Consider the following 21,714-nt stretch of genomic DNA (forward strand, 5'->3'; position numbering starts at 1 on the left):
ATCATATGACCGAAGAAAGTATTTTACAACTGTTGTTCTACTTGCTCCCAGCAGTAGTTGTTGGCGTGGTTGCCTTCTATTTTTTCAGCCTTCACGTTCGAAATGACGACAAACGCAGGCGCTATTTATTACATCGCGAAAATCAAAAACAAGCACTCCCCTTGCGTTTACAAGCGTATGAACGCATGGCATTGTTCCTGGAAAGGGTTGCCCCTGGTAATCTTTTAGTGCGGGTAAGACCATACAGTGATGATAAGATCGCGTATGCCAACCTACTGGTCAAGACGATAGAACAGGAGTTTGAGCACAATCTGGCTCAGCAAATTTATGTTTCCGAAGAATGCTGGAATGTGATCAAAGCTTCCAAGAATGCCACTATAAACAACATTCGTAAAACAGCGGCTAAAGATGAAATTGAAGATGCTGACCAATTGAGACAACAAATATTGAATGCATTGTTAGATCAACAACCGCCTAGTGAAACCGGACTTTCCTTCATCAAAAAAGAAGTAAAAGTACTTTGGTAGTCTAATTTTTAGCTTCTGATTCTTTAATCCCCAGTTCCTGCTCGAGAAGGTCTTTATCTTCAGGCAACAGCTTATCATTTGCGATAACCTGCTTTAAGAGACTTTTCGCGAACTCACGGAATCTATAATTATGATGCCTGCTTGCATCTAAAAGATCATAAATATTTTGACTTTGCAGCGCATTTAACTGCATAAGGAAACCAAATGCATTTTGCCTCACCTGGAAACGATTATGAGACGCTGTATAGGATGATAATTCTTCCAGATATTGCCCCCTGTTAACAATTCCTGTTTGAGGTGTCGCTATGCGCAATGCCAGCCATAAATTACGAATATTCTTATCTAGAAAGCCCTGTCTGCCCTCCATTTGTTGAAGGTATCGCACCCGCTCCTTCGGAAAGTTGATCCAAAGATTGAATAATGCCGCCTCTTGAGTGACATAGGATTCATCATCCAGTAAACTCTCATAGGCTGATTTTAATTCCTGCGGAATTTCCTGAAGACTTAGGGCGATCGCCTGCCTCACATAAAGATTGTTTGTTGCGAATGCCTTTTTATAAAGATCCAGAACCTCTGAAGTCTCCTCGAGTGCCAATTGGTGAACCACCTCCTGACCTATGTAATCATTTACCGGAAAATTCAAGGCTCTTTCAAGGAGTTCTTTCTTACTCTTCAATGGCAATTGCTTCAAAGCAGCAATTTCAAGATAGTTTCTTATAAATTCCGATTTTTTAAGGGACTCCAATGCTTCGGTTCCCTGAAATGCCGATTGTTCCAGCCAGTTCTTCCTATAATCGGTGAGATCTATCCCTGAGACTAATTCTACTTCCCGAAGGAAATCATCAGTAGTAACACTTCCAAAAGCATATTTTTGAAGGTATTGAGTGATCGCCTTGTCAAAAGACGCTTTGCCTACCAAACCTTTTAAAATATGAAGTGCCCAGGCCCCTCTTTGATAATAGGTCAATGAACTTCCTTTTTTACTTAGTAAGGCCTCCCCTTTTCCAAGATCACTCATTTTCTTTAGCTCTTCGGCACTCTGGAACAATTTCCAGTAGAAATAATCTTCCCCGAAAATCTCTTTTTCGAGCAACAGCGAATAGTAAGTAGAGAATCCTTCCTGCAGCCAGTGATGTTCCCCACTGGTGGCAGTTACTAAATTTCCGAACCATTGATGTGCCAGCTCGTGTGAATTGACCATCACATAGTTTCGGTCATTATAGCCTATCGAATCTACCAGGAAAATGTCAGAAAAAATGGTGGTACCCGTATTTTCCATCCCGGCGTATAAGAAATCCTGAACCGGAACCTGCTTATAATTCTGCCATGGATAAGCTACTCCCGTTTCCTTTTCCATGAAAGACATCATCATTTCTGAATGACGGTAAGTAGGTTCTACCTTTTCCTTAAAACCTTCCGGATAAAAGAATTGCATGGGAACACCACTTTCAGATACTGATTCCTTTAGTTTAAAATCTCCTGCGGCCAGGGCAACCAGGTAACTGCTCATAGGTTTATCCATATCGAATTCCCATCTGGTCCTGCCATCATGTATTTCTTCGGAATTTACCAATTGTCCGTTCGCAATAACCCGTTTTCCGGATTCATAGATTACACTGAGATCAAATTCCAGTTTTTCCCTTGTATCATCAAAGCTGGGTAACCAGTGAGATGTGTACTTGCCCTGCCCCTGGGTCCAAACCTGTATATCCTGTTTATCTGGGGAAGTTTGAATAAAATACATAGCCTTGATGGGCTCTGCTGAATATTTAAATTGAAGTGTATTATTCTTTGATTCTGAAAAGGCGTTTTTGATCCAGAACTTATTTTCATCTTTTTGGAAAGCTACTTTTTCGCCATTTAAAAATACCTGCTCAAATTCCATTTTTCGGGCATCAATCCCTACCGAATCTGTAGGTTCCAAAACATCAAAAGTATAAGTGATCTCACCGGTGATTTTGCCTTGTGAAGGGTCAATACTCAACAAAGCCTGTAAATGAGTGAAATCAACCTGTTGGGCGAACGTTACCTGGCCTGTCGTTAGCAATGACAGAAATAAGAAAAGCCATTTCATAATTCAAATATACATTACTCTTTATAAATCATGTAAATGTTATAAACGAATCGTCGGAATATTTCTTTTAGCGAGGTCCTTTAACCTTTTTTTTTATCTTCGTTTCATGAATCCGAATCTCTTGCAAACCCCCATTGATTACCTAAAAGGTATAGGCCCGAACAGGGCAGATATTCTAAGAAAAGAGATCGGGATTCACACATATGGAGACCTGTTGAACTTCTTTCCCAATAGATACCTAGATAAGACCCGTTTTTATAAGATCAATCAGTTGCAACGCAACAATGCTGAAGTTCAGGTTGTGGGGAAAATTGTTCACCTGAAAATGGTGGAGCAAAAAAGAGGAAAACGCCTGGTAGCAGATTTTATTGATGAAACTGGAAAAATGGAACTGGTATGGTTTCGGGGACATAAATGGATCCGGGAAAACCTGAAATTAAATACTCCTTATGTCATTTTCGGAAAGACCAACTGGTATAATGGGATCTTCAGCATGGCCCACCCGGAAATGGAACTGGTTGAGGATTACAAGAAAAACCTTAGAACCGCCATGCAGCCGGTCTATCCTTCCACTGAAAAACTGGGAAAATCAGGTATCACAAACCGGGTTTTCAGCCGATGTATTCAGCAGTTGTTTTTAGAAAGCGGCAACAAATTTTATGATCCGTTACCTATAGAGCTTCGGGAGGAACTTCATCTTTTACCAAAGGCAGAAGCCCTTTTCAACGCGCATTTTCCGAAGAGCCAGGAATTGTTGTCAAAAGCCCAGTTCAGGCTGAAGTTTGAAGAACTGTTCTATATACAGCTCCAGCTGTTAATGAAGAACCTCATTCGAAAGAAAAAGATAAAAGGCTACCGTTTTGAAGCGGTGGGAGATAATTTCAGTGAATTTTACGAAAATCATTTACCCTTTGACCTCACCAATGCCCAAAAACGAGTGATCAAGGAGATCCGACAGGATCTGGGCAGTGGCGCTCAAATGAACCGATTGCTCCAGGGTGATGTTGGATCAGGAAAAACCATTGTCGCTCTAATGAGTGTGCTGCTTGCTTTGGATAATGACTTCCAGGCTTGTTTAATGGCACCAACCGAGATCCTCGCGACACAACATTATCAGGGAATTTGTGAACTGGTAGAGAATCTTGGTATCAATGTGCGACTATTGACCGGTTCTACAAAAACTGCAGATCGCAGGGAGATCCATGAAGCCCTTGAAAACGGAAGTCTTCACCTACTAATTGGGACCCACGCGTTATTAGAGGAAAAAGTTCAATTCAAGAATCTTGGGCTAGCAATTATAGATGAACAGCATAGGTTTGGAGTGGCCCAGCGTGCGAGGCTCTGGAAAAAGAACGAACTACCACCACATGTTCTGGTCATGACTGCCACGCCCATTCCACGTACCTTGGCTATGAGCCTTTATGGAGATCTGGATGTTTCGGTAATTGATGAGCTCCCACCGGGAAGAAAAAGCATTAAAACGGTACACCGTTATGACAGCAATCGGTTAAAGGTTTTCAGGTTTATTAAGGATGAGATCAAAAAAGGCAGACAGATCTATGTAGTTTATCCCTTGATCCAGGAATCTGAAAAAATGGATTACAAAGATCTGATGGATGGTTATGAAAGTATCGCCAGGGAATTTCCAATGCCAGACTACCAGATATCGATCGTGCATGGTCAAATGAAACCGGCTGACAAAGATTATGAAATGGACAGGTTCGTTAGAGGCGAAACACAGATCATGGTCGCTACCACTGTTATTGAAGTAGGTGTGAATGTTCCTAATGCCAGTGTAATGATCATAGAAAGTGCTGAAAGATTTGGTCTTTCCCAACTGCACCAATTACGTGGTCGGGTTGGTCGGGGTGCCGAACAAAGTTATTGCATCCTAATGACCGGCCACAAACTTTCAGCAGACAGTAAGACCAGGCTTGAAACCATGGTCAGTACCGGGGATGGTTTTGAGATCGCCGAAGTGGATCTGAAATTACGTGGGCCCGGAGACCTTATGGGGACACAACAAAGCGGAGTTCTTAATTTGAAGATCGCCGATATCGTCAAGGATAATGATATTTTAAAGACCGCTCGTTACCATGCGCTTCAGGTTTTAAAAGAAGACCCAAATCTGGAATTGGAAAAGAACAAGATAGTCAGGTTTACTTATTCCCAGTTGGTAAAAAATAAAAATATCTGGAATTATATCAGTTAATTCCTTCAAATCCGTCTTTTTAGTAGTACCAAATCCATAAGGGATTTCCCCCGATTTTTGTCATATCGATCTTTTTTAAAGAATTATTTGGAGTACAATTCTTTCAATTCCACTTTACCGCAAAGATTCTCCTACAAAACTCCTTATTTTTTCTTTAAATTTAAATCTAACCATTTAAAAATCAGAATTATGAAGTCAAAAATCAACCTTCCCTGGTACCTGAGTTTAATTTTCATTGTATTCTTTATTTCTACCAATGCACAGGAAACAGACAAGGCATCTATTGGAGATGTGGTGTATGAGGAGTATCAGAAAAATGGCATCGACAAAGCCCTTGCCAAGTATCAAAAATTGAAAACTAATAAGGCTGATCAATATACCTGGACGGAATGGGAACTGAACCGGATTGGTTACAGGCTAATGCTGGATGATAAGGACATGGATGCCGCACAAAAGGTCTTTAAATTCAATATCGAAGAGTACCCGAATGCTGCCAACCCATATGACTCCTATGCCGATTATCTATTGGAAAAAGGGAATAAAGACGAGGCCAAAGAATACTTCAAAAAGTCTATAGCAATAGCTGAAAAATCAGAGAAAGAGGATGAACAAACCCGTATTATGGCGGGCTCAAAAAGCAAGCTAGCCAAACTTGAAAAGAAAGACAGGACTTTCGATTTTCTGGTGGGAGACTGGAACATAGACTCTCAAGGTTTCAATGAAGGCAAGGAAGGGCCTCAAATGAAAGGTAAAGATAAAGTTACCTATGATGAGAATGCAAATGCCTTCATCATCCATCACTTTGGAGAGGATGGTAATTCTGAAGGAATTCGGGTTATTGCTTACGATGCAATTGACGACGAATATGATGTAGCCTATATTAATCCTAACAATTTGCAGGGCATCCAGGTATCAAGTATGAAGATGAAAAAATTGGGTGACAAGAAATATGAATTCATGGATCACTTTACTGAAAGGACCGGTGAGGAAGTAGTATTAAAACATGAAATTGAAAGAATTTCCGATAATCAAATGAAATGGGTGATCTTCGAAAAAACTGATAATGACGACTGGCAAAAAGTATATGCCATGAATATGAGTAAATAGATTTTTGGGAATCTAATTAAAACAGGGAGGAAAGCCATGGCTTTCCTCCCTGTTTTTTGTTTTTTAGAGTGTCTTATTAAAATTATGTCAATACCGTTGGTAATACTATCTTTGCTGCTGGAAAAATTGACTCAATGAAAATTTCATATAACTGGCTTAAACAATTTATCAAGATCAACCAGGATCCGGAAAAAACCGGAGAACTTCTTACTGACCTGGGATTGGAAGTTGAAGGAATACATTCATTCCAAAGTGTTAAAGGTGGTTTAAAAGGAGTGGTCATAGGCGAAGTACTTACCTGTGAACAACACCCTAATGCAGACCGATTAAAAGTAACCACCGTAAATGTGGGCGAAGTAGATCCTGTCCAAATAGTTTGTGGAGCTCCTAACGTGGCTGCAGGCCAAAAAGTTCCTGTCGCTACAGTAGGAACCACTCTTTATGACGAACAGGGAACTCCCTGGGAGATCAAGAAAAGTAAGATCCGTGGAGAGAGCAGTCATGGAATGATCTGCGCTGAAGATGAGTTAGGCCTTGGAAAAAGCCATGACGGCATAATGGTACTGGATAATGAATTGGTACCCGGAACTCCCGTTGCCGAATTATTTGAGATCGAAGATGATCATGTATATGAAATAGGATTGACTCCTAACCGTGCTGACGCTATGAGTCACTGGGGCGTTGCCCGTGACCTCAAGGCGGGATTTCAGCAACAGGGAGAGATCCATGAACTGATCACTCCTTCTGTTAGCAGCTTTCATGTAGACAGCCGAAACTTAAGGATTCCCGTAAAGATCGACAACTATGACATGGCACCTCGTTATTGCGGAGTTACCCTTTCAGATATAAAGATCACCGATTCTCCAAAATGGCTTCAAAACAGGTTGAAAGCTATAGGGATCACTCCAAAAAACAATGTGGTAGACGTAACGAATTACGTTATGCATGAACTGGGACAACCTCTTCACGCTTTTGATGCCGATAAAATCGTTGGTAACGAAATACACGTCAAAACACTTCCTGCAGGAACTAAATTCACTACGCTTGATGAAGTAGAGAGAGAGTTGCATGAGGAAGATCTAATGATCTGTGATACTGAAAAACCACTTGCTATCGCGGGAGTTTTTGGAGGACTTGAAAGCGGGGTTACCCGAAGCACTACAAAGATCTTTATTGAAAGTGCATATTTCAACCCGGTATCTGTGCGAAAGACCGCAAAACGTCATGGCTTGAATACAGATGCCTCGTTCAGATATGAAAGAGGTATCGATCCAAATATCGCAGATTATGCTATAAAACGCGCAGTTTTACTTATCCAGGAATTGGCAGGCGGTAATGTAACCAGTGATGTGGACGATCATTATCCGAATAAAATTGAAGATTTTCCGGTTTTCCTTACCTATGACAAGATCAATACGCTAATTGGGCAGAATCTTGAGAAGGAAACCATTAAATCAATTTTGACCTCTCTTGAAATCAGGGTAAACAACGTTACTGAGACCGGGATGGGACTTACCATTCCTCCTTATCGTGTTGATGTAAAGAGAGAAGCAGATGTTATTGAAGAGATCCTAAGGGTCTATGGATACAACAATATAAAGTTTGGTGAAAAGATCAATGCTTCGGTTGCGAACTCTACACGTTTTGAAGATTATAAACTTCAGAATTTGATCGCAGGACAATTGGTTGGTCAGGGCTTCTACGAAACCATGGCTAACTCGCTTACTTCCCCGGCCCACAACAAATTAAGTGAGCAGCTTAAAGAAGAATATTCAGTTAAGATGCTGAATCCTTTAAGCCAGGATCTGTCTGTTATGCGTCAATCCCTGCTTTTTTCAGGGCTTGAAGCGGTTAGCTATAACCTCAACAGAAAACGCGGAGACCTTAAATTCTTTGAATTCGGAAAGACCTATCATCAGTACGAAAGCGGAAGAATGGAGAATAAGCATCTTTCTGTTTTTGTTTCCGGAAACAGAATGGCCGAAACCTGGAGCAGTCCTCTAAAAAAAGGTGATTTCTTTTACTTGAAGGGAGTAGTACAAGCAGTTCTTGAAAGGCTTGGCATTACCAACCTGAAATCTTCACCTGTTAAGAATGATGTTTTTTCCGAAGGAATGATCCTAAGTTTTGGAAAGACCAAAATGGTTGAATTTGGGGTAGTTAAAAAGAAGATCCTTAAGAGCTTTGATATTAACCAGGAAGTACTTTATGCAGATTTTAATTGGGATGAGGTGATCGAGGTCTCAAAAAATCAAATGAACAAGTTCAAGGATATTTCCAAGTTCCAACCGGTGCGCAGAGATTTCGCGTTATTACTTGACAAGACAGTTAGCTTTGAAGATATTTACAACCTGTCCTACAAAACTGAACAGAAGCTTTTGAAAAATGTTAATCTGTTCGATGTTTATGAAGGAGAAAACCTTCCGGAAGGAAAGAAAAGTTATGCGGTAAGTTTCATTCTGCAAGATGATTTTAAAACACTTACAGATAAACAGATCGATAAGATCATGTCTAAGCTTCAGCAGAACTTTGAAAAACAACTGGGAGCTGAATTAAGATAACAGCCATTGACCTTATAAAAACAAAAAGCCATTCAGAAACTGAATGGCTTTTTTAATTTAGATAACTGAATTACTTATTTCGGAAATTTTTCAAAAATGGCATTTACATAAGATCTAATTTCAGCGTCCAGGTCACCCGGACTAATTACATCATTTGCCGTACCACGCCAGATTATCTCCTTGGTTCTCCTGTCAATAAGATCTATAACCAGAGTTCCTTCCTTATAGGAAACCTGTTTTATATGCTCCCCTGAAAGCCGGGGAATAGTATAATAGTTATTGTAGGCGAAATCCCTGTAATACGGCCCTACGTAATAACCGGGCCTGTAATAGCTATAATTAGTGTATACCGGCACAGAATTTACGGCAGTTGCTTCATCCATCATAAGATGGTAATAAACCAGGAGATCAGGTTGCTCCCTATCCAGCCGGTAATCTTGATCTGTCATTTCATCATTGATATAGCCGATCACCATTTCATTTACTAGTTTATTATCATAGTTAGACGTTTTAATAGTATCCTGATTAGGCAAGAAAGCGTAACTGGAAAACGAGTCCATATCCACTGCAACCCTTTTATCTGTATTAACTTTAGGACCACAACTGGCAATCATAATCGCAATAGATAATGTAAAAAGGAACTTTGCATTCTTTAAAAAATCCATGATTCTCATAATTTTTATTGGTTTATTAATAAGTTACTAATTAAGCTATACACAAAGCACCGTTTTTTGACGCTTTAATCTTTTTTTAACCCCACAAGCTTTAATAAAAATTTATAATTCATTCACAATCAACTTTTTGCAACTTGAAGTGTTATTCCTTATTTTAGGAAGTTTAAAGAACGAAGGACTATGATGCTTGAAAGAACGAAGGACTATGATGCTTGAAAGAACGAATCTACACGAACGTTTAAAATCGCTGCGGAAAAAAGAAATTTCAGAAGAGGAATTACTCCAGGGAATAAAAGATTTTATAAATGCGGAAGCGGAAACAGAACAACAGATCCTTGACCGAATCCAACAAGGAGACGCTTTAGATATTGATAGAAATGATTTTAATATCGATCTCCTGGAGCCCGACCGAATTTTCCATATTTCCCAAATAAAGAAAATATGTATTCAATACCGACTTCGTTTTTTGAATACAAAATATTTTAAAGGAGAATTACCTCCAGGAGCTATTTTTGCAATTAAAGAGCTGGAGAAAAAACACAGCACTACCCTTCGGGGATTCTCCATCATTGCACCTGCAGAATACTTCAGATTGGAGAATGCAGATGATCCAATGCTCTTTAGCCCAATAGGCAACAATTACTACTATCTTATTCACAAATGGGGACAAGACATTCATCCGTTAAGAAAAGTGCTTATGTGGCCCCTCAAAAACCTGGAAACTCTGATCATTTTCAGCTTTTTCGCCAGCATATTGTTAACCTTCGGAATAAGGGAGATATTTTTTTCACGGTATCAGGCTACTTCAGAATTCCTCATTTTGTTCCTGTATACTTTTAAATCGACAATAGCTTTAATCTTCTTTTACGGGATTAGCCTTGGAAAGAACTTTAGTTCAGGTAACTGGAACAGCAAATTTTACAACGCATAGTGTTAAACTCTGACTAAAACCCATATCTTGGTTGCCAGCTATTATTAAATTAGCATAAAACTATCCAATATGAGTTCAGAAGATCAATATAAAAGAGTCTATACCGGTTCTGAGGTAAATGTGCAATATCTCCAGGAGCTAATGGAAAAAGCCGGCATCCATACAAGGGTTCGCAACGATTTTGATTCCGGATTGAGAGCCGGTTTTGGAGGTGGACTGCCCGGACAAGTACAGTTATTTGCCATTTCCTCACACTATGATGAAGCCTTAAAAATTGCAGAAACTACATTCCCAGGAAACGAATAATATGAAGGAAAGCCGCCCGGCGAAAGGATATTTTAGCCTGATCATTGGGATTGCCTTCCTGATCTATGGTGGATACAGGCTTTACACCTTTTATATGGGTGAGCCTTATAATACCTTTAGAATAATTGTTGCCATAATCTTTGTTCTATTGGGAACCTGGGATATTTACCGGTTTTTTAGAACAAGGCGTATAAAAAAAGGGTGATCAAATAGATCACCCTTCTTATTTTATTTTAAACAAGGTATTACTTCCCGGCCGCATACATTTTTTCGCGCTGCTCTTTGATCTTTTTGTCGCTCATATATTCATCAAAGCTTAAGTAACGATCAATAGCTCCTCCCGGAGTAAGTTCGATAACTCTGTTCGCCACGGTTTGAGCAAATTCATGGTCATGAGTTGTGAAAAGTACGGTTCCTTTAAAGTTCTTAAGGGAATTATTGAAGGCCGTGATCGATTCAAGATCCAGGTGGTTGGTAGGCTCATCAAGCATAAGAACGTTTGCTCTCATCATCATCATACGACTCAGCATACAACGAACTTTTTCACCTCCAGACAGTACCCGGGAAGTTTTCAAAGCCTCCTCCCCGCTAAAGATCATTTTTCCAAGGAATCCCCTAATGTGAACTTCTTCTCTCTCTTCTTCGGTCTTGGCCCATTGTCTTAACCAGTCAACAAGGGTTAGGTCGTTCTCAAAATATTCTGAGTTATCTAACGGAAGGTATGACTGGTTGGTGGTAATTCCCCAACTGTATTTACCGTTCAAAGCTTCCTGCTTCCCATTTAGGATCTCGTAAAAGGCAGTAGTCGCTCTGGAATCTTTAGAGTAAACCACAACTTTATCGCCCTTTGCAAGGTTTATATTCACATCTTTAAAAAGAGTTTCCCCTTCGATGGAGGCAGCAAGATTCTCAACATTGAGGATCTGGTCTCCCGCTTCACGCTCTCTCTCAAAAATGATGGCAGGATACCTTCTACTGGAAGGCTTAATATCCTCAATATTCAATTTCTCGATCATCTTTTTACGGGAAGTCGCCTGTTTAGACTTTGCTACGTTGGCGCTAAAACGCTGAATGAACTCCTGAAGCTCCTTCTTCTTTTCTTCAGCCTTTTTGTTCTGCTGAGCTCTCTGGCGTGCTGCCAGTTGAGAAGACTCATACCAGAAGGTATAGTTACCACTATAGTGGTTGATCTTTCCAAAGTCAATATCTGAAATATGCGTACAAACGGAATCCAGGAAGTGACGGTCGTGAGATACAACAATTACCGTGTTTTCATAGTTAGCCAGGAAGTTCTCCAACCAGCTGATCGTCTCATAATCCAGGTCGTTGGTAGGCTCATCCATGATCAAAACATCAGGATTCCCAAATAAAGCTTGTGCTAATAACACCCGTACCTTTAACTTGTTATCCAGGTCACCCATTAGCGTATAATGGTTATCTGCTTTGATCCCAAGGTTTGAAAGTAAAGTAGCTGCTTCACTGTCGGCATTCCACCCATTCATTTCCTCGAACTCAACCTGCAGTACTCCTACTCTTTCACCATCAGTATCACTGAAGTCTTCCTTTGCATAAATGGCATCCATTTCTTTTTTGATCTGGAAGAGCGGCTTGTTCCCCATGATCACGGTTTCCAGAACCGGATATTCATCATAAAGGTTATGGTTTTGCTCAAGTACAGACATCCTTTTTCCCGGTTCAAGATGAACATGCCCGGATGTGGGTTCAGACTTACCACTAAGGATCTTTAAAAAGGTAGATTTCCCGGCACCGTTCGCCCCGATAACTCCATAGCAGTTACCTTGAGTAAAGGTTGTGTTTACTTCATCAAACAAAACTCTTTTACCAAATTGAACAGATAGATTTGAAACTGATAACATATATTATTTTCTAAATTTTTGCAAAAGTAGCCATTTAAGACCATTCCCTAAAAGATTAACTTTTTTAATTATGCTTTTAACGTTCAATTAACAGCCCAGACAGGGTTCTAGGTCTATTTTTGCTTTCCGATAAAATTCAGCCCCCAGCTTTTGAAGACACTTTTTAAAAATATATCTGCACTTAAATGGTTAGCAGCCTATCTCTTAGGCTTTATTTTCATTTCATTTTATTCCTGCGATAATTCACCATCAAACCAAACCAATTCAGCTTATTTAGGGGGTGAAATCGTCAATCCTACTTCGGAATATATTGTTCTTCAGAAAAATGGGAAAATCCTGGACAGTATTCGTCTTGATGACCGGAATAGATTCAGCTACCGGATAGACAGCGTTCAGCAGGGCATTTATAGTTTCGGGCACAGGCCCGAAATACAGCATTTTTATATTTCCCCGGGTGACAGCCTCTTAATAAGAGCAAACACGCTTGCCTTTGATGAATCCTTACATTTTAGTGGAACGGGGGAGGCAGAGAATAATTTCATTACCGAAATGTTCTTACTTGATGAGGCCAATGCAGACCTTTTGTTATCTTTTTATAAAACCTCTCCCTCTGAATTTTTAAAGCAAACCGATTCTATCAAGAGAAACAGACTGGAACACCTGGAAAGACTTAAAGTAAAAAAGAAATTTTCTCCGGAATTCGTAACTCTTGCAGAGAAGATCATTAATTATGAATCTTATGATCTTAAAGAACGTTACATCTACCTCATTAGCAAGTATTATACAGAATATCAACAGAAATTGCCTGACAATTTCTATGAGTACCGAAAAAATGTAGTTTTTAATGACACCAGCCTTCAGGAAACTGCGGCCTATAAAAGATTTATTGAAAATTATCTTACTAATAAATCCCTGGAACTTTGCAAGAGAACTCACAAGGATCACGAAGAATGCTTTGATCGCGCAAATACCAAGAATATATTAAACAGGATTAAAATGGTGGGGGATCTAATTAAAATTCCTTCACTTAAAAATCATTTCTTATTAAAACTTGGCGCTAAAGGAATTGTACTGGCTAGAAGCAGGGAAGACATCAAGGTCATTTTAGAAGCGCTGCGAAAAAACGGTTTTCCTGAAGATCAGGTAAAGGATATGGAGCAGTTAGGTACGATCCAGCTTGCATACCTTCCAGGAACAGAAATTAAAGATGTTCCTTTAATAAATACCAAGGAAGAGTTTGTACCGTTTTTAAATATAGTTGACAAACCAACGATCATTTTTCTCTGGTCAATTTATAAGGATGGCCACCAGGAGGACCATAAACTCATTCAAGAACTTAGAAGAAAATATCCCGAGATCAATTTTGTAGGCATTAACCTTGACATTGATGAAACAACGGCATGGAAAATAGCGGTTCAAAAATATAATTACAATAAGGATTTTGAATATCAGCTGGGACAAACCCAAATTAACAAAAGGTTTTTTCAGTACTATCTCAACAAATTACTTTTCCTGGATGATGCTGGAAAAGTAGTAATAGGGGATGCTTTTATAAATTCTCCTGAATTTGAAAGCAGAATCCTGGAGTTCCTGAATAGGTAGAACAAAAATATTGCAAACAAAAAAGCTTTTATTCCGAGAATAAAAGCTTTTTCACTTTATAAGTAATAGGTTAACCTAGTTTCCCTTTTTGTAATCTGCAAGGAATTTTTCAAGTCCAATATCTGTCAATGGATGATTTAATAGTCCAGTAATAGAAGATAAAGGTCCTGTCATCACATCAGCACCAATCTTCGCGCAATCAATTACGTGCATGGTGTGACGCACAGAGGCAGCCAGAATCTCAGTTTCAAATCCGTAATTATCATAGATCAACCTAATTTCAGAAATAAGATTTAATCCGTCTGTAGAAATATCATCTAATCTTCCAATAAAAGGAGAAACATAAGTAGCACCGGCTTTAGCGGCTAAAAGAGCCTGTCCTGCTGAAAATACAAGTGTACAGTTAGTTTTGATCCCTTTATCGCTGAAGTATTTGATCGCTTTCACACCTTCTTTGATCATTGGCACTTTTACAATGATCTGCTCGTGCAATTCAGCAAGCTCCTCACCTTCTCTAATGATCCCTTCAAGATCTGTAGCGATTACTTCTGCACTAACATCTCCATCTACTATCTCGCAGATCTTTTTGTAGTGCTTAAAAATATTGTCTTTCCCCGTGATCCCTTCTTTAGCCATCAAGGAAGGATTGGTAGTCACTCCGTCAAGAACTCCCAGTTCCTGAGCTTCCTTAATTTGATCAAGGTTTGCAGTATCAATAAAAAATTTCATAGTGTGTTGTGTAAAAAATGAATAATAGACTGAAAATTTTGTTTTCAGATTGATGCAAAACTACAATTTATAATGTTTTAGCAGCAACCTCTCATAAAGTTTATCGGGCAGAATGCGTTTTAAAGCAACTGAAAATTTCTGAAGTGGCTCCCCTACCCTATAATGTACTTTGGGGTTCTTTGCCTGAATGATCTTATAAACAGCATCTGCCATAACTCCGGGGTCCTGACCTTCATCCACATGCTGATTCATAAGTTCCAGGGTTTTCCCATATTGGGATTCATACGGAGATCCTTCAAGAAGTGGCGCATGGTACCTTCCGGCAGCGATATTGGTCGCAAAATCTCCCGGGGCTACATTGGTCATCTTGATATTAAAAGCCTTAAGTTCCATTCTGAAAGCTTCTGTAGTAATCTCCAATGCACCTTTTGAAGCTGAATAGATTCCGCGGTAAGGCAATCCCATATACCCGGCAATAGAAGTTACATTTATGATAAGACCACCCCTGTTTTTTCGCATTTCAGGCAGTACTGCCTTAATGACATTGATAGGACCGAAATAATTGGTATTAAAAGCATATTTGATCTCTTCATCCGGAGTTTCCTCTATTGGTCCGGTGATACCTACACCTGCATTATTGACAAGTACGTCGATCTTTCCGGCTTTAGAGATAACTTCGGCAACGGCAGCTTTAATGGTCTCAGTTTTGGTCACATCAAGAGCGACCATAGGAAATGCGGAAGGTTTATTCCCCGGATTTCTACTAGTTCCAAAAACGATAAAATCTTTAGTTAGAAGGTATTCTGCAATGGCTTTTCCAATCCCGGAAGAAGCGCCGGTTATGAGAACAACTTTAGAAGTTTTGTTTTCTTTCATGCTGCAAAGATGCAACAAAATTTCACTAGCGAAAACAAAAAATGGCAAGCTACCCACATCACACCGCTACGACCGCTTACCCTTGCTGCGTTCCCGCCCTGGGGGATTCAGCAGGAGCTGGTTGTGTGGGACTTGCCGGGGCAAATATACAACCTTTCATACTTTTTGCAAGCATTTTCTAAACTGAATTAATTAATTTAACTTGCTTAAAAATCTACATTCTTGATGAAAATATTTAACTCCCTGTTCCTGTTATTTTTAGGGACTGCAATAGTTGCCTGCGGAAACGACCACGAAGATGAAAGTTCTGAATATTCCCTTGAAATTACGGGGGAGAAAACCGAATTTCAGTTAGGAGAAAGTATCCAGGCACGGGTAAATTCTTCCGATAACAACAAGATCGATTCGGTAGTTTATTTCTTACATGACCAACGATTGAAAAAAACTTCTGCTTCAGAATCCCTTAATCATACCTTCGAAAATGAAAAACTTGGAAAATGGGATCTTACAGCTAAATTATATTCCGAAGGAACAGTTAAAGAAGTGGCCAAGCAATTGACTCTTTTTAATAATGTAGCTCCAAAATCTTACACCTATGAAGTGATCAACTCCTACCCTCACGCAACAGACGCCTACACCCAGGGGCTGGAATTTTATAAAGATGAACTTTATGAAAGTACCGGTCATTATGGAAAATCTTCATTAAGAAAGGTAGATCTGGAAACCGGTGAGGTTCAGCGTTCAATTTCTATACCCGCGAGTTTTTTTGCTGAAGGGATCACCATATTAAACGACAAGATCTATCAGCTTACATGGAAGGAAGGTGAAGGATTTATTTATGATGTAGATACTTTCGAGAAGATTGATAGTTTCGCTTACAACGAAAGTCAGGAAGGCTGGGGTCTTACCAATAATGGTGAAAAACTATTCAAAAGTGACGGCAGCGAAAAGATCTGGATCCTGAATTCTGAAACTTTGGCCGAAGAATCTTTCATACAAACTGTTACCCACCGAACAATTTCAACCAAGTTAAACGAGCTAGAATGGGTGGAGGGAAAAATTTACGCGAACACCTATCAAAAAGACGGAGTCGCTATTATCAATCCGGAAAATGGGGCCATTGAAGGGGTCATTAATTTCCAGGGATTGCGAGACCTTCTAGGGAATAAAGACGTCCTGGATCCTGATAATGATGTACTCAACGGGATCGCCTACAACCCGAACACCAAAAAACTTTATGTAACCGGAAAAGACTGGGACACCTTGTTTGAGGTAGTGATCAAGGAGAACTAGATGGTAGTACCTGCAGAAATATATACCCATCACCGCAAGGTGACAAAAGAGGATTTAGACGATCTGGATCACGTCAATAACGTGGTGTATGTGCAGTGGATCCAGGATATCGCTAAGGAACACTGGGAAGTACGCGCTACAGAACAACTGAAAAGGGATTTTATCTGGGTGGTCATCAGGCATGAGATAGATTATAAGAAACAAGCTTTTCTGGGAGATGAGATCCTGATCGAGACCTACGTTGGAGAAACCACTTTTGTAACTTCCGAACGCTTTGTAAATATTAAAAATGCAAAATCAGGGGAGGTTTTGGTAGCCGCAAAATCTATGTGGTGTCTTCTTGACGCGCATACCAAGCGACCAACTAAGATCACCGAAGACCTTCGTACTGTCTTCCATAAAAGATGAGATATCTTTCCACATTCGGTTTATTGATTCTCTTGATCTTTTGGAGTTCATGCAGATCTGATTTTGAAACCGTGGAAAGCACCGGAAACCTCAAATTTTCTACCGACACTGTTTTCCTGGATACGGTCTTCACTACTATAAGTTCGGCAACTTACGCTCTCAAAGTTTACAACCGCACCAATGAAGATCTTAATATTCCGTCTATAAGTTTAAAAAAAGGAGAAGCTTCTGCTTACCGTCTGAACGTAGACGGGGTGCCTGGGAAATCTTTTATGGATATGGAAGTGCTGGCAAATGACAGCATCTACATCTTTATTGAAACCACAGTAAACCTTCAGCAAAGAGACCAACCGGAATTTATTTATGAAGACCACCTTCAATTTCGTTCCGAAAACCATTTACAGGAAATCCCTATTCTCACCCTGGTAAAAGATGCAATTTTCCTGTACCCGAAAAAAGACGGGAATGGAATAATTGAAACCATTCCTACCGGAACAAATGAACTGGGGGAAGAAGTACGGGTACAAGGATTCTACCTAAACGATGAACAACTGAATTTTTCGAACGAAAAACCATACGTGATCTATGGTTATGCCGCTGTACCTTCAGGAAAAACCTTAAACATCGCCCCAGGTGCAAGGGTCCATTTTCATTCGGAAAGCGGAATCATAGTTTCCGAAAATGCTTCTCTTCATGTGAACGGCACTTTCAGCATAGATCGTGAAAAACTTGAGAATGAAGTAATCTTTCAAAGTGACCGGCTGGAATCACAATTTCAGGAAATACCCGGCCAATGGGGAGCGATCTGGATACAGGAAGGCAGCGTGGAAAACATGATCAATTACACTACCATTAAAAATGCAAGTATTGGCCTTTTGGTAAATGGAGATACCACGAAAGCGGCTCCCAGCCTTCAGCTGAAAAATTCCCAAATCTACAACTCTTCCGTAAATGGAATTCGTGCGACCAATGCAAAGCTCTTTGCAGAAAACCTGGTGGTCAATAACAGCGGTCAGGCTTCGGTACAAATTCTAGGTGGAAATTACATTTTCAAGCACGCTACCCTGGCAAATTACTGGCAGCAAGGTTATCGTGAATACCCTGCTGTCTATCTGCAAAATTTCCGGGAAACAAAAAATGGACTGGAAATCTTTGACCTGGATCTGGCTAAATTCTCCAATTGTATCATCTTCGGAAATGAAAATAATGAACTTTTTTATTACAGAACCGAAGAAGCCGATTTCAACCTTCATCTGGAAAACTGCCTGATAAAATTTGACGATCCTTCCGCAATAGATGATCCTCTCTATGATTTCAATAATCCCGATTACTATCAAAATATCATTCTGAACGAAAATCCTTATTTCTGGAATCCGCTTGACAATAATTTCAGTTTACAGAAAAGCTCCCCTGCCATAGATGTTGGAAACCTTTCAACCGCGATGGAAGTTCCGAAGGATCTGTTACAAAATGATCGTACCGATAATCCAGACCTGGGAGCCTATGAGTGGATAACGTCTCAAAATGAAGAATAAAAAAACTGCCGAAAAAATCAGGTTTTCCGGCAGTTACATTTTTAAAATTTATAAGGTCTTAACTCTTAAAAAGAGGTTTTCCCTTCATCATTTCTGAAACTTCATTTCCAATAGCTTCAAGTTTTTCTTCATTTTCATGGTTCATGATGACACGGTCTATAAGATCTACAATGGTTTTCATGTCCTTTTCAACAAGTCCACGTGTTGTTACAGCAGGTGTACCAATACGAATTCCTGAAGTCACAAAAGGAGACTTATCGTCAAACGGCACCATGTTCTTATTGACAGTTATATCAGCTTTCCCTAATGCTTCCTCTGCCTCTTTTCCTGAGATATTCTTGTTGCGTAGATCGATCAACATCATATGGTTATCTGTACCACCAGAAATTACCTGGTAATCTTTCTCCACGAATGCAGCCGCCATAGCCTTGGCATTCTTCTTTACCTGCACCATATAGTGAAGGAATTCATCTGTCAACGCTTCTCCAAAGGCTACCGCTTTTGCAGCAATGATATGCTCCAAAGGACCTCCCTGATTTCCGGGAAAAACAGCACTGTTTAGAAGAGTGGACATTTTCTTTAAGTTTCCGTTCTTTAATTTCTCTCCGAAAGGATTATCAAAATCTTTCCCCATCATAATGATCCCTCCACGAGGACCTCTAAGAGTTTTATGGGTCGTAGATGAAACCACATGACAGTGAGGTAGTGGATCACTTAGCAGACCTTTAGCAATAAGTCCTGCCGGATGGGCGATATCTGCAAACAAAATTGCCCCTACACTATCGGCTATTTCACGGAATCTTTTATAATCGATCTCTCTTGAATAAGCTGATGCACCGGCGATGATCAACTTTGGTTGCTCTTTTTCAGCGATTCGAGCGACTTCGTCATAATCGATCAAACCGGTCTTTTCATCCACCCCGTAAAATACAGGTTGATATAATTTTCCAGAGAAGTTCACGGGAGAACCGTGAGTAAGGTGTCCTCCATGAGAAAGGTCAAATCCAAGAAATTTATCTCCGGGTTTTAAACATGCATGGAACACAGCAGTGTTTGCCTGCGATCCAGAATGCGGCTGCACGTTGGCATATTCAGCGTTAAAAAGTTCTTTCAGGCGTTCTATTGCAAGATTTTCAACTTCATCAACCACTTCACAACCGCCATAATATCTTTTGCCCGGGTATCCTTCAGCATATTTATTAGTTAACACAGACCCTGCCGCTTCAAGCACTTGATCGCTCACAAAATTCTCACTAGCGATCAACTCCAGGCCGTTGAGCTGTCTTTCCTTTTCTTCAGCAATTAAATCAAATAATTCCGTATCCCTTTGCATATGATTTTTTTACGTTAAATAATCCTCAAAAATAGCAAATACATTCGGTTCTTTCCTAGAAAATAATATATTTGGTTCGAATTGATTTTAACAAAATACCAACATTTATTATGCCTATTACCGCTAACGATCCAAATAGAAAAACCTGGTTAGAAGTCCCTGAGGATTCTGATTTTCCTATTCAGAATATCCCTTTCGGAGTCTTTTTGACCAGAGAAGATGTGATCACTATTGGTACCCGCATTGGAGATACAGCCATTGACCTGGGAGCGCTTCATCAATTAGGTTATTTTGATGGCATCCCGTTAACCGATGATATATTTTTACAAGATACTCTAAACGATTTCATCTCTGATGGGAAAAAGACCTGGAGACTGGTGAGAAACCGTATCGCGGAGATCTTTGATGCTGAAAATTCACAACTAAGAGACAACGACGAACACCGCAAAGTGGTGCTTTTTGGTCTTGATGAGATTGAAATGCAGCTTCCGGTGCAGGTTGGAGATTATACCGATTTTTACTCCAGTAAAGAACACGCTACCAACGTGGGAACGATGTTCCGTGATCCTGATAACGCTTTGTTACCCAATTGGCTGCACATTCCTGTAGGATACCACGGAAGAAGTTCGTCAATTATTCCTAGCGGAATCCCGGTACACAGACCTCAGGGACAGACCAAACCAAAAGACGCAGATGAGCCTGTTTTTGGACCATCCCAAAGAGTGGATTTTGAACTCGAAATGGCGTTTATAACTACCGATGCGAACCATTTAGGAGAACCTATTCCAATTGAAGAAGCTGAAGATTATATTTTCGGACTAGTTTTATTCAATGACTGGAGTGCCCGCGATATTCAAACCTGGGAGTATGTGCCACTAGGGCCGTTCCTTGCAAAGAACTTCGCCTCCTCTATTTCTCCATGGATCGTAACACTTGATGCTTTGGAGCCTTTTAGAACCGAAAGTCCAAAACCCGAAAAGGAGCTTTTACCATATTTAAAATATAAAGGAAAGAAAAGTTTTGACATTGATCTGGAAGTCTTCATTAAACCTGAAAATGGTGAAGAAACAAGAGTTTCAAAATCAAATTTCAAGTACCTATACTGGAATATGAGTCAGCAATTAGCTCACCACACGGTGAACGGTTGCCCTGTGATCTCAGGAGACATGATGGGATCTGGAACAATTTCGGGTCCAACCCCAGATTCTTATGGATCTATGCTAGAATTAGCCTGGAAAGGTGAAAAGCCTATCAAGCTAAATGATGGTAGCGAACGAAAATTCATTGAAGATAATGACACAGTAATTATGCGCGGTCATTGTCAAAAGGGAAAACACAGGCTTGGATTTGGAGAGGTAAGCACCAAGCTACTTCCCGTTTTTCAACCTAAGAAAAAGTAACCAGTTCTATATGTATATAAAGAGCCGCATTTAGCGGCTCTTTTTTTTACTTGATTCTAATGACGGTCTTCTTTTCTATGTTCCCGATTAGGTTCACGCTCCATGTCTCTTTCTCTCTCGGCGTCCTCTTTGCGTTGCTTATCGCGATCACCTGCAGCCTGTTGGGAATGACGTTCTTTCCTTTCCCCTTCATGGCGTCTTTTCTCCTCTTCTTCTCTTTTCTTTTCCATAATAAAAGTTTTTAAAAATTAGTTATTAAGGCTAATATA

19 protein-coding genes and 1 other RNA gene are annotated in these 21,714 nt (G+C 39.9%); 12 read left to right on the top strand and 8 right to left on the bottom strand.

The annotated features are described in order from the left end of the window. Nucleotides 1–5: 5 nt before the first annotated feature. Nucleotides 6–527 carry a DUF7935 family protein gene (locus tag ACFQ1G_RS03770; protein ID WP_380736937.1) on the top strand — a complete coding sequence of 174 codons (522 nt, stop codon included), beginning with the start codon at nucleotides 6–8 and terminating at the stop codon, nucleotides 525–527. Nucleotide 528: 1 nt separating this feature from the next. Here the strand turns inward: ACFQ1G_RS03770 and ACFQ1G_RS03775 are convergent, their stop codons facing one another. Beyond that, on the bottom strand, nucleotides 529–2,601 hold the full coding sequence (locus ACFQ1G_RS03775; RefSeq protein ID WP_380736938.1) for a M1 family metallopeptidase: 2,073 nt from the start codon (nucleotides 2,599–2,601) through the stop codon (nucleotides 529–531). A 106-nt stretch (nucleotides 2,602–2,707) separates the two neighbouring features. On the opposite strand from ACFQ1G_RS03775, the gene recG reads away from it, so the two are divergent. The 3 genes from recG to pheT all read left to right on the top strand — a co-directional run bounded on the left by recG (nucleotide 2,708) and on the right by pheT (nucleotide 8,481). Beyond that, nucleotides 2,708–4,813, top strand: a complete 2,106-nt coding sequence (recG, locus tag ACFQ1G_RS03780; protein ID WP_380736939.1) for an ATP-dependent DNA helicase RecG — start codon at nucleotides 2,708–2,710, stop codon at nucleotides 4,811–4,813. Nucleotides 4,814–5,002: 189 nt separating this feature from the next. Next, nucleotides 5,003–5,920, top strand: a complete 918-nt coding sequence (locus ACFQ1G_RS03785; RefSeq protein ID WP_380736940.1) for a tetratricopeptide repeat protein — start codon at nucleotides 5,003–5,005, stop codon at nucleotides 5,918–5,920. 134 nt (nucleotides 5,921–6,054) lie between these two features. Further along, nucleotides 6,055–8,481 (top strand): phenylalanine--tRNA ligase subunit beta, encoded by a 2,427-nt coding sequence (gene pheT / locus ACFQ1G_RS03790; protein WP_380736941.1) that lies wholly within the window; start codon nucleotides 6,055–6,057, stop codon nucleotides 8,479–8,481. A 74-nt stretch (nucleotides 8,482–8,555) separates the two neighbouring features. On the opposite strand, the gene ACFQ1G_RS03795 is transcribed toward pheT, so the two are convergent. After that, entirely contained in the window at nucleotides 8,556–9,146 is a 591-nt protein-coding gene (locus ACFQ1G_RS03795; RefSeq protein WP_380736942.1) for a DUF4136 domain-containing protein, read from the bottom strand. 214 nt (nucleotides 9,147–9,360) lie between these two features. Between ACFQ1G_RS03795 and ACFQ1G_RS03800 the strand changes: the two genes are divergently transcribed. The 3 genes from ACFQ1G_RS03800 (at nucleotide 9,361) to ACFQ1G_RS03810 (ending at nucleotide 10,597) form a co-directional block, all read left to right on the top strand. After that, the gene (locus tag ACFQ1G_RS03800) at nucleotides 9,361–10,086 is read left to right on the top strand and encodes a hypothetical protein (protein ID WP_380736943.1); all 726 of its coding nucleotides are present in this window, start codon (nucleotides 9,361–9,363) and stop codon (nucleotides 10,084–10,086) included. Nucleotides 10,087–10,155: 69 nt separating this feature from the next. Further along, nucleotides 10,156–10,392, top strand: coding sequence for a putative signal transducing protein (locus ACFQ1G_RS03805; RefSeq protein ID WP_380736944.1), 237 nt, complete (start codon nucleotides 10,156–10,158; stop codon nucleotides 10,390–10,392). A gap of 1 nt (nucleotide 10,393) precedes the next feature. After that, entirely contained in the window at nucleotides 10,394–10,597 is a 204-nt protein-coding gene (locus ACFQ1G_RS03810) for a hypothetical protein (RefSeq protein ID WP_380736945.1), read from the top strand. A 40-nt stretch (nucleotides 10,598–10,637) separates the two neighbouring features. Here the strand turns inward: ACFQ1G_RS03810 and ACFQ1G_RS03815 are convergent, their stop codons facing one another. Further along, nucleotides 10,638–12,269 (bottom strand): ABC-F family ATP-binding cassette domain-containing protein, encoded by a 1,632-nt coding sequence (locus ACFQ1G_RS03815; RefSeq protein ID WP_380736946.1) that lies wholly within the window; start codon nucleotides 12,267–12,269, stop codon nucleotides 10,638–10,640. A 150-nt stretch (nucleotides 12,270–12,419) separates the two neighbouring features. On the opposite strand from ACFQ1G_RS03815, the gene ACFQ1G_RS03820 reads away from it, so the two are divergent. After that, nucleotides 12,420–13,871 (top strand): TlpA family protein disulfide reductase, encoded by a 1,452-nt coding sequence (locus ACFQ1G_RS03820; protein WP_380736947.1) that lies wholly within the window; start codon nucleotides 12,420–12,422, stop codon nucleotides 13,869–13,871. Nucleotides 13,872–13,946: 75 nt separating this feature from the next. Here the strand turns inward: ACFQ1G_RS03820 and fsa are convergent, their stop codons facing one another. From fsa to ffs, 3 genes are all read right to left on the bottom strand, one after another. Continuing rightward, nucleotides 13,947–14,600 carry a fructose-6-phosphate aldolase gene (fsa, locus tag ACFQ1G_RS03825; protein ID WP_380736948.1) on the bottom strand — a complete coding sequence of 218 codons (654 nt, stop codon included), beginning with the start codon at nucleotides 14,598–14,600 and terminating at the stop codon, nucleotides 13,947–13,949. A gap of 60 nt (nucleotides 14,601–14,660) precedes the next feature. Next, nucleotides 14,661–15,476: an SDR family oxidoreductase gene (locus ACFQ1G_RS03830; protein ID WP_380736949.1), complete on the bottom strand. Its 816-nt coding sequence runs from the start codon at nucleotides 15,474–15,476 to the stop codon at nucleotides 14,661–14,663. Nucleotides 15,477–15,515: 39 nt separating this feature from the next. After that, an RNA gene (gene ffs, locus ACFQ1G_RS03835) (signal recognition particle sRNA small type) lies at nucleotides 15,516–15,614 on the bottom strand. Nucleotides 15,615–15,701: 87 nt separating this feature from the next. Here ffs and ACFQ1G_RS03840 point away from each other — a divergent pair. From ACFQ1G_RS03840 to ACFQ1G_RS03850, 3 genes are read left to right on the top strand one after another with little or no spacing between them, the layout of a single operon-like run. Continuing rightward, nucleotides 15,702–16,769, top strand: a complete 1,068-nt coding sequence (locus ACFQ1G_RS03840) for a glutaminyl-peptide cyclotransferase (protein WP_380736950.1) — start codon at nucleotides 15,702–15,704, stop codon at nucleotides 16,767–16,769. Further along, entirely contained in the window at nucleotides 16,770–17,177 is a 408-nt protein-coding gene (locus ACFQ1G_RS03845; RefSeq protein WP_380736951.1) for an acyl-CoA thioesterase, read from the top strand. After that, a complete protein-coding gene (locus ACFQ1G_RS03850) occupies nucleotides 17,174–18,712 on the top strand; it encodes a hypothetical protein (RefSeq protein WP_380736952.1) in 1,539 nt (512 codons plus the stop codon). The genes ACFQ1G_RS03845 and ACFQ1G_RS03850 overlap by 4 nt, the downstream gene beginning before the upstream one ends. Nucleotides 18,713–18,770: 58 nt before the next feature. Here the strand turns inward: ACFQ1G_RS03850 and glyA are convergent, their stop codons facing one another. Then, on the bottom strand, nucleotides 18,771–20,045 hold the full coding sequence (gene glyA, locus ACFQ1G_RS03855; RefSeq protein ID WP_380736953.1) for a serine hydroxymethyltransferase: 1,275 nt from the start codon (nucleotides 20,043–20,045) through the stop codon (nucleotides 18,771–18,773). A 110-nt stretch (nucleotides 20,046–20,155) separates the two neighbouring features. On the opposite strand from glyA, the gene fahA reads away from it, so the two are divergent. Continuing rightward, nucleotides 20,156–21,445: a fumarylacetoacetase gene (gene fahA, locus ACFQ1G_RS03860; protein WP_380736954.1), complete on the top strand. Its 1,290-nt coding sequence runs from the start codon at nucleotides 20,156–20,158 to the stop codon at nucleotides 21,443–21,445. Nucleotides 21,446–21,501: 56 nt separating this feature from the next. On the opposite strand, the gene ACFQ1G_RS03865 is transcribed toward fahA, so the two are convergent. Next, nucleotides 21,502–21,675: a hypothetical protein gene (locus ACFQ1G_RS03865; RefSeq protein ID WP_380736955.1), complete on the bottom strand. Its 174-nt coding sequence runs from the start codon at nucleotides 21,673–21,675 to the stop codon at nucleotides 21,502–21,504. Between the last annotated feature and the right edge of the window lie 39 nt (nucleotides 21,676–21,714).

Source organism: Salinimicrobium gaetbulicola, assembly GCF_042676025.1.
GTDB classification, from domain to species: Bacteria; Bacteroidota; Bacteroidia; order Flavobacteriales; family Flavobacteriaceae; genus Salinimicrobium; species Salinimicrobium gaetbulicola.

Coding starts and splice junctions, on each gene's coding strand:
- ACFQ1G_RS03845 (WP_380736951.1), top strand. CDS start 16,770: ATGGTAGTACCTGCAGAAATATATACCCATCACCGCAAGGTGACAAAA.
- ACFQ1G_RS03840 (WP_380736950.1), top strand. CDS start 15,702: ATGAAAATATTTAACTCCCTGTTCCTGTTATTTTTAGGGACTGCAATA.
- pheT (WP_380736941.1), top strand. CDS start 6,055: ATGAAAATTTCATATAACTGGCTTAAACAATTTATCAAGATCAACCAG.
- glyA (WP_380736953.1), bottom strand. CDS start 20,045: ATGCAAAGGGATACGGAATTATTTGATTTAATTGCTGAAGAAAAGGAA.
- ACFQ1G_RS03810 (WP_380736945.1), top strand. CDS start 10,394: ATGAAGGAAAGCCGCCCGGCGAAAGGATATTTTAGCCTGATCATTGGG.
- ACFQ1G_RS03805 (WP_380736944.1), top strand. CDS start 10,156: ATGAGTTCAGAAGATCAATATAAAAGAGTCTATACCGGTTCTGAGGTA.
- ACFQ1G_RS03815 (WP_380736946.1), bottom strand. CDS start 12,269: ATGTTATCAGTTTCAAATCTATCTGTTCAATTTGGTAAAAGAGTTTTG.
- ACFQ1G_RS03800 (WP_380736943.1), top strand. CDS start 9,361: ATGATGCTTGAAAGAACGAATCTACACGAACGTTTAAAATCGCTGCGG.
- ACFQ1G_RS03850 (WP_380736952.1), top strand. CDS start 17,174: ATGAGATATCTTTCCACATTCGGTTTATTGATTCTCTTGATCTTTTGG.
- ACFQ1G_RS03795 (WP_380736942.1), bottom strand. CDS start 9,146: ATGGATTTTTTAAAGAATGCAAAGTTCCTTTTTACATTATCTATTGCG.
- ACFQ1G_RS03830 (WP_380736949.1), bottom strand. CDS start 15,476: ATGAAAGAAAACAAAACTTCTAAAGTTGTTCTCATAACCGGCGCTTCT.
- ACFQ1G_RS03770 (WP_380736937.1), top strand. CDS start 6: ATGACCGAAGAAAGTATTTTACAACTGTTGTTCTACTTGCTCCCAGCA.
- ACFQ1G_RS03785 (WP_380736940.1), top strand. CDS start 5,003: ATGAAGTCAAAAATCAACCTTCCCTGGTACCTGAGTTTAATTTTCATT.
- fahA (WP_380736954.1), top strand. CDS start 20,156: ATGCCTATTACCGCTAACGATCCAAATAGAAAAACCTGGTTAGAAGTC.
- ACFQ1G_RS03865 (WP_380736955.1), bottom strand. CDS start 21,675: ATGGAAAAGAAAAGAGAAGAAGAGGAGAAAAGACGCCATGAAGGGGAA.
- ACFQ1G_RS03775 (WP_380736938.1), bottom strand. CDS start 2,601: ATGAAATGGCTTTTCTTATTTCTGTCATTGCTAACGACAGGCCAGGTA.
- recG (WP_380736939.1), top strand. CDS start 2,708: ATGAATCCGAATCTCTTGCAAACCCCCATTGATTACCTAAAAGGTATA.
- fsa (WP_380736948.1), bottom strand. CDS start 14,600: ATGAAATTTTTTATTGATACTGCAAACCTTGATCAAATTAAGGAAGCT.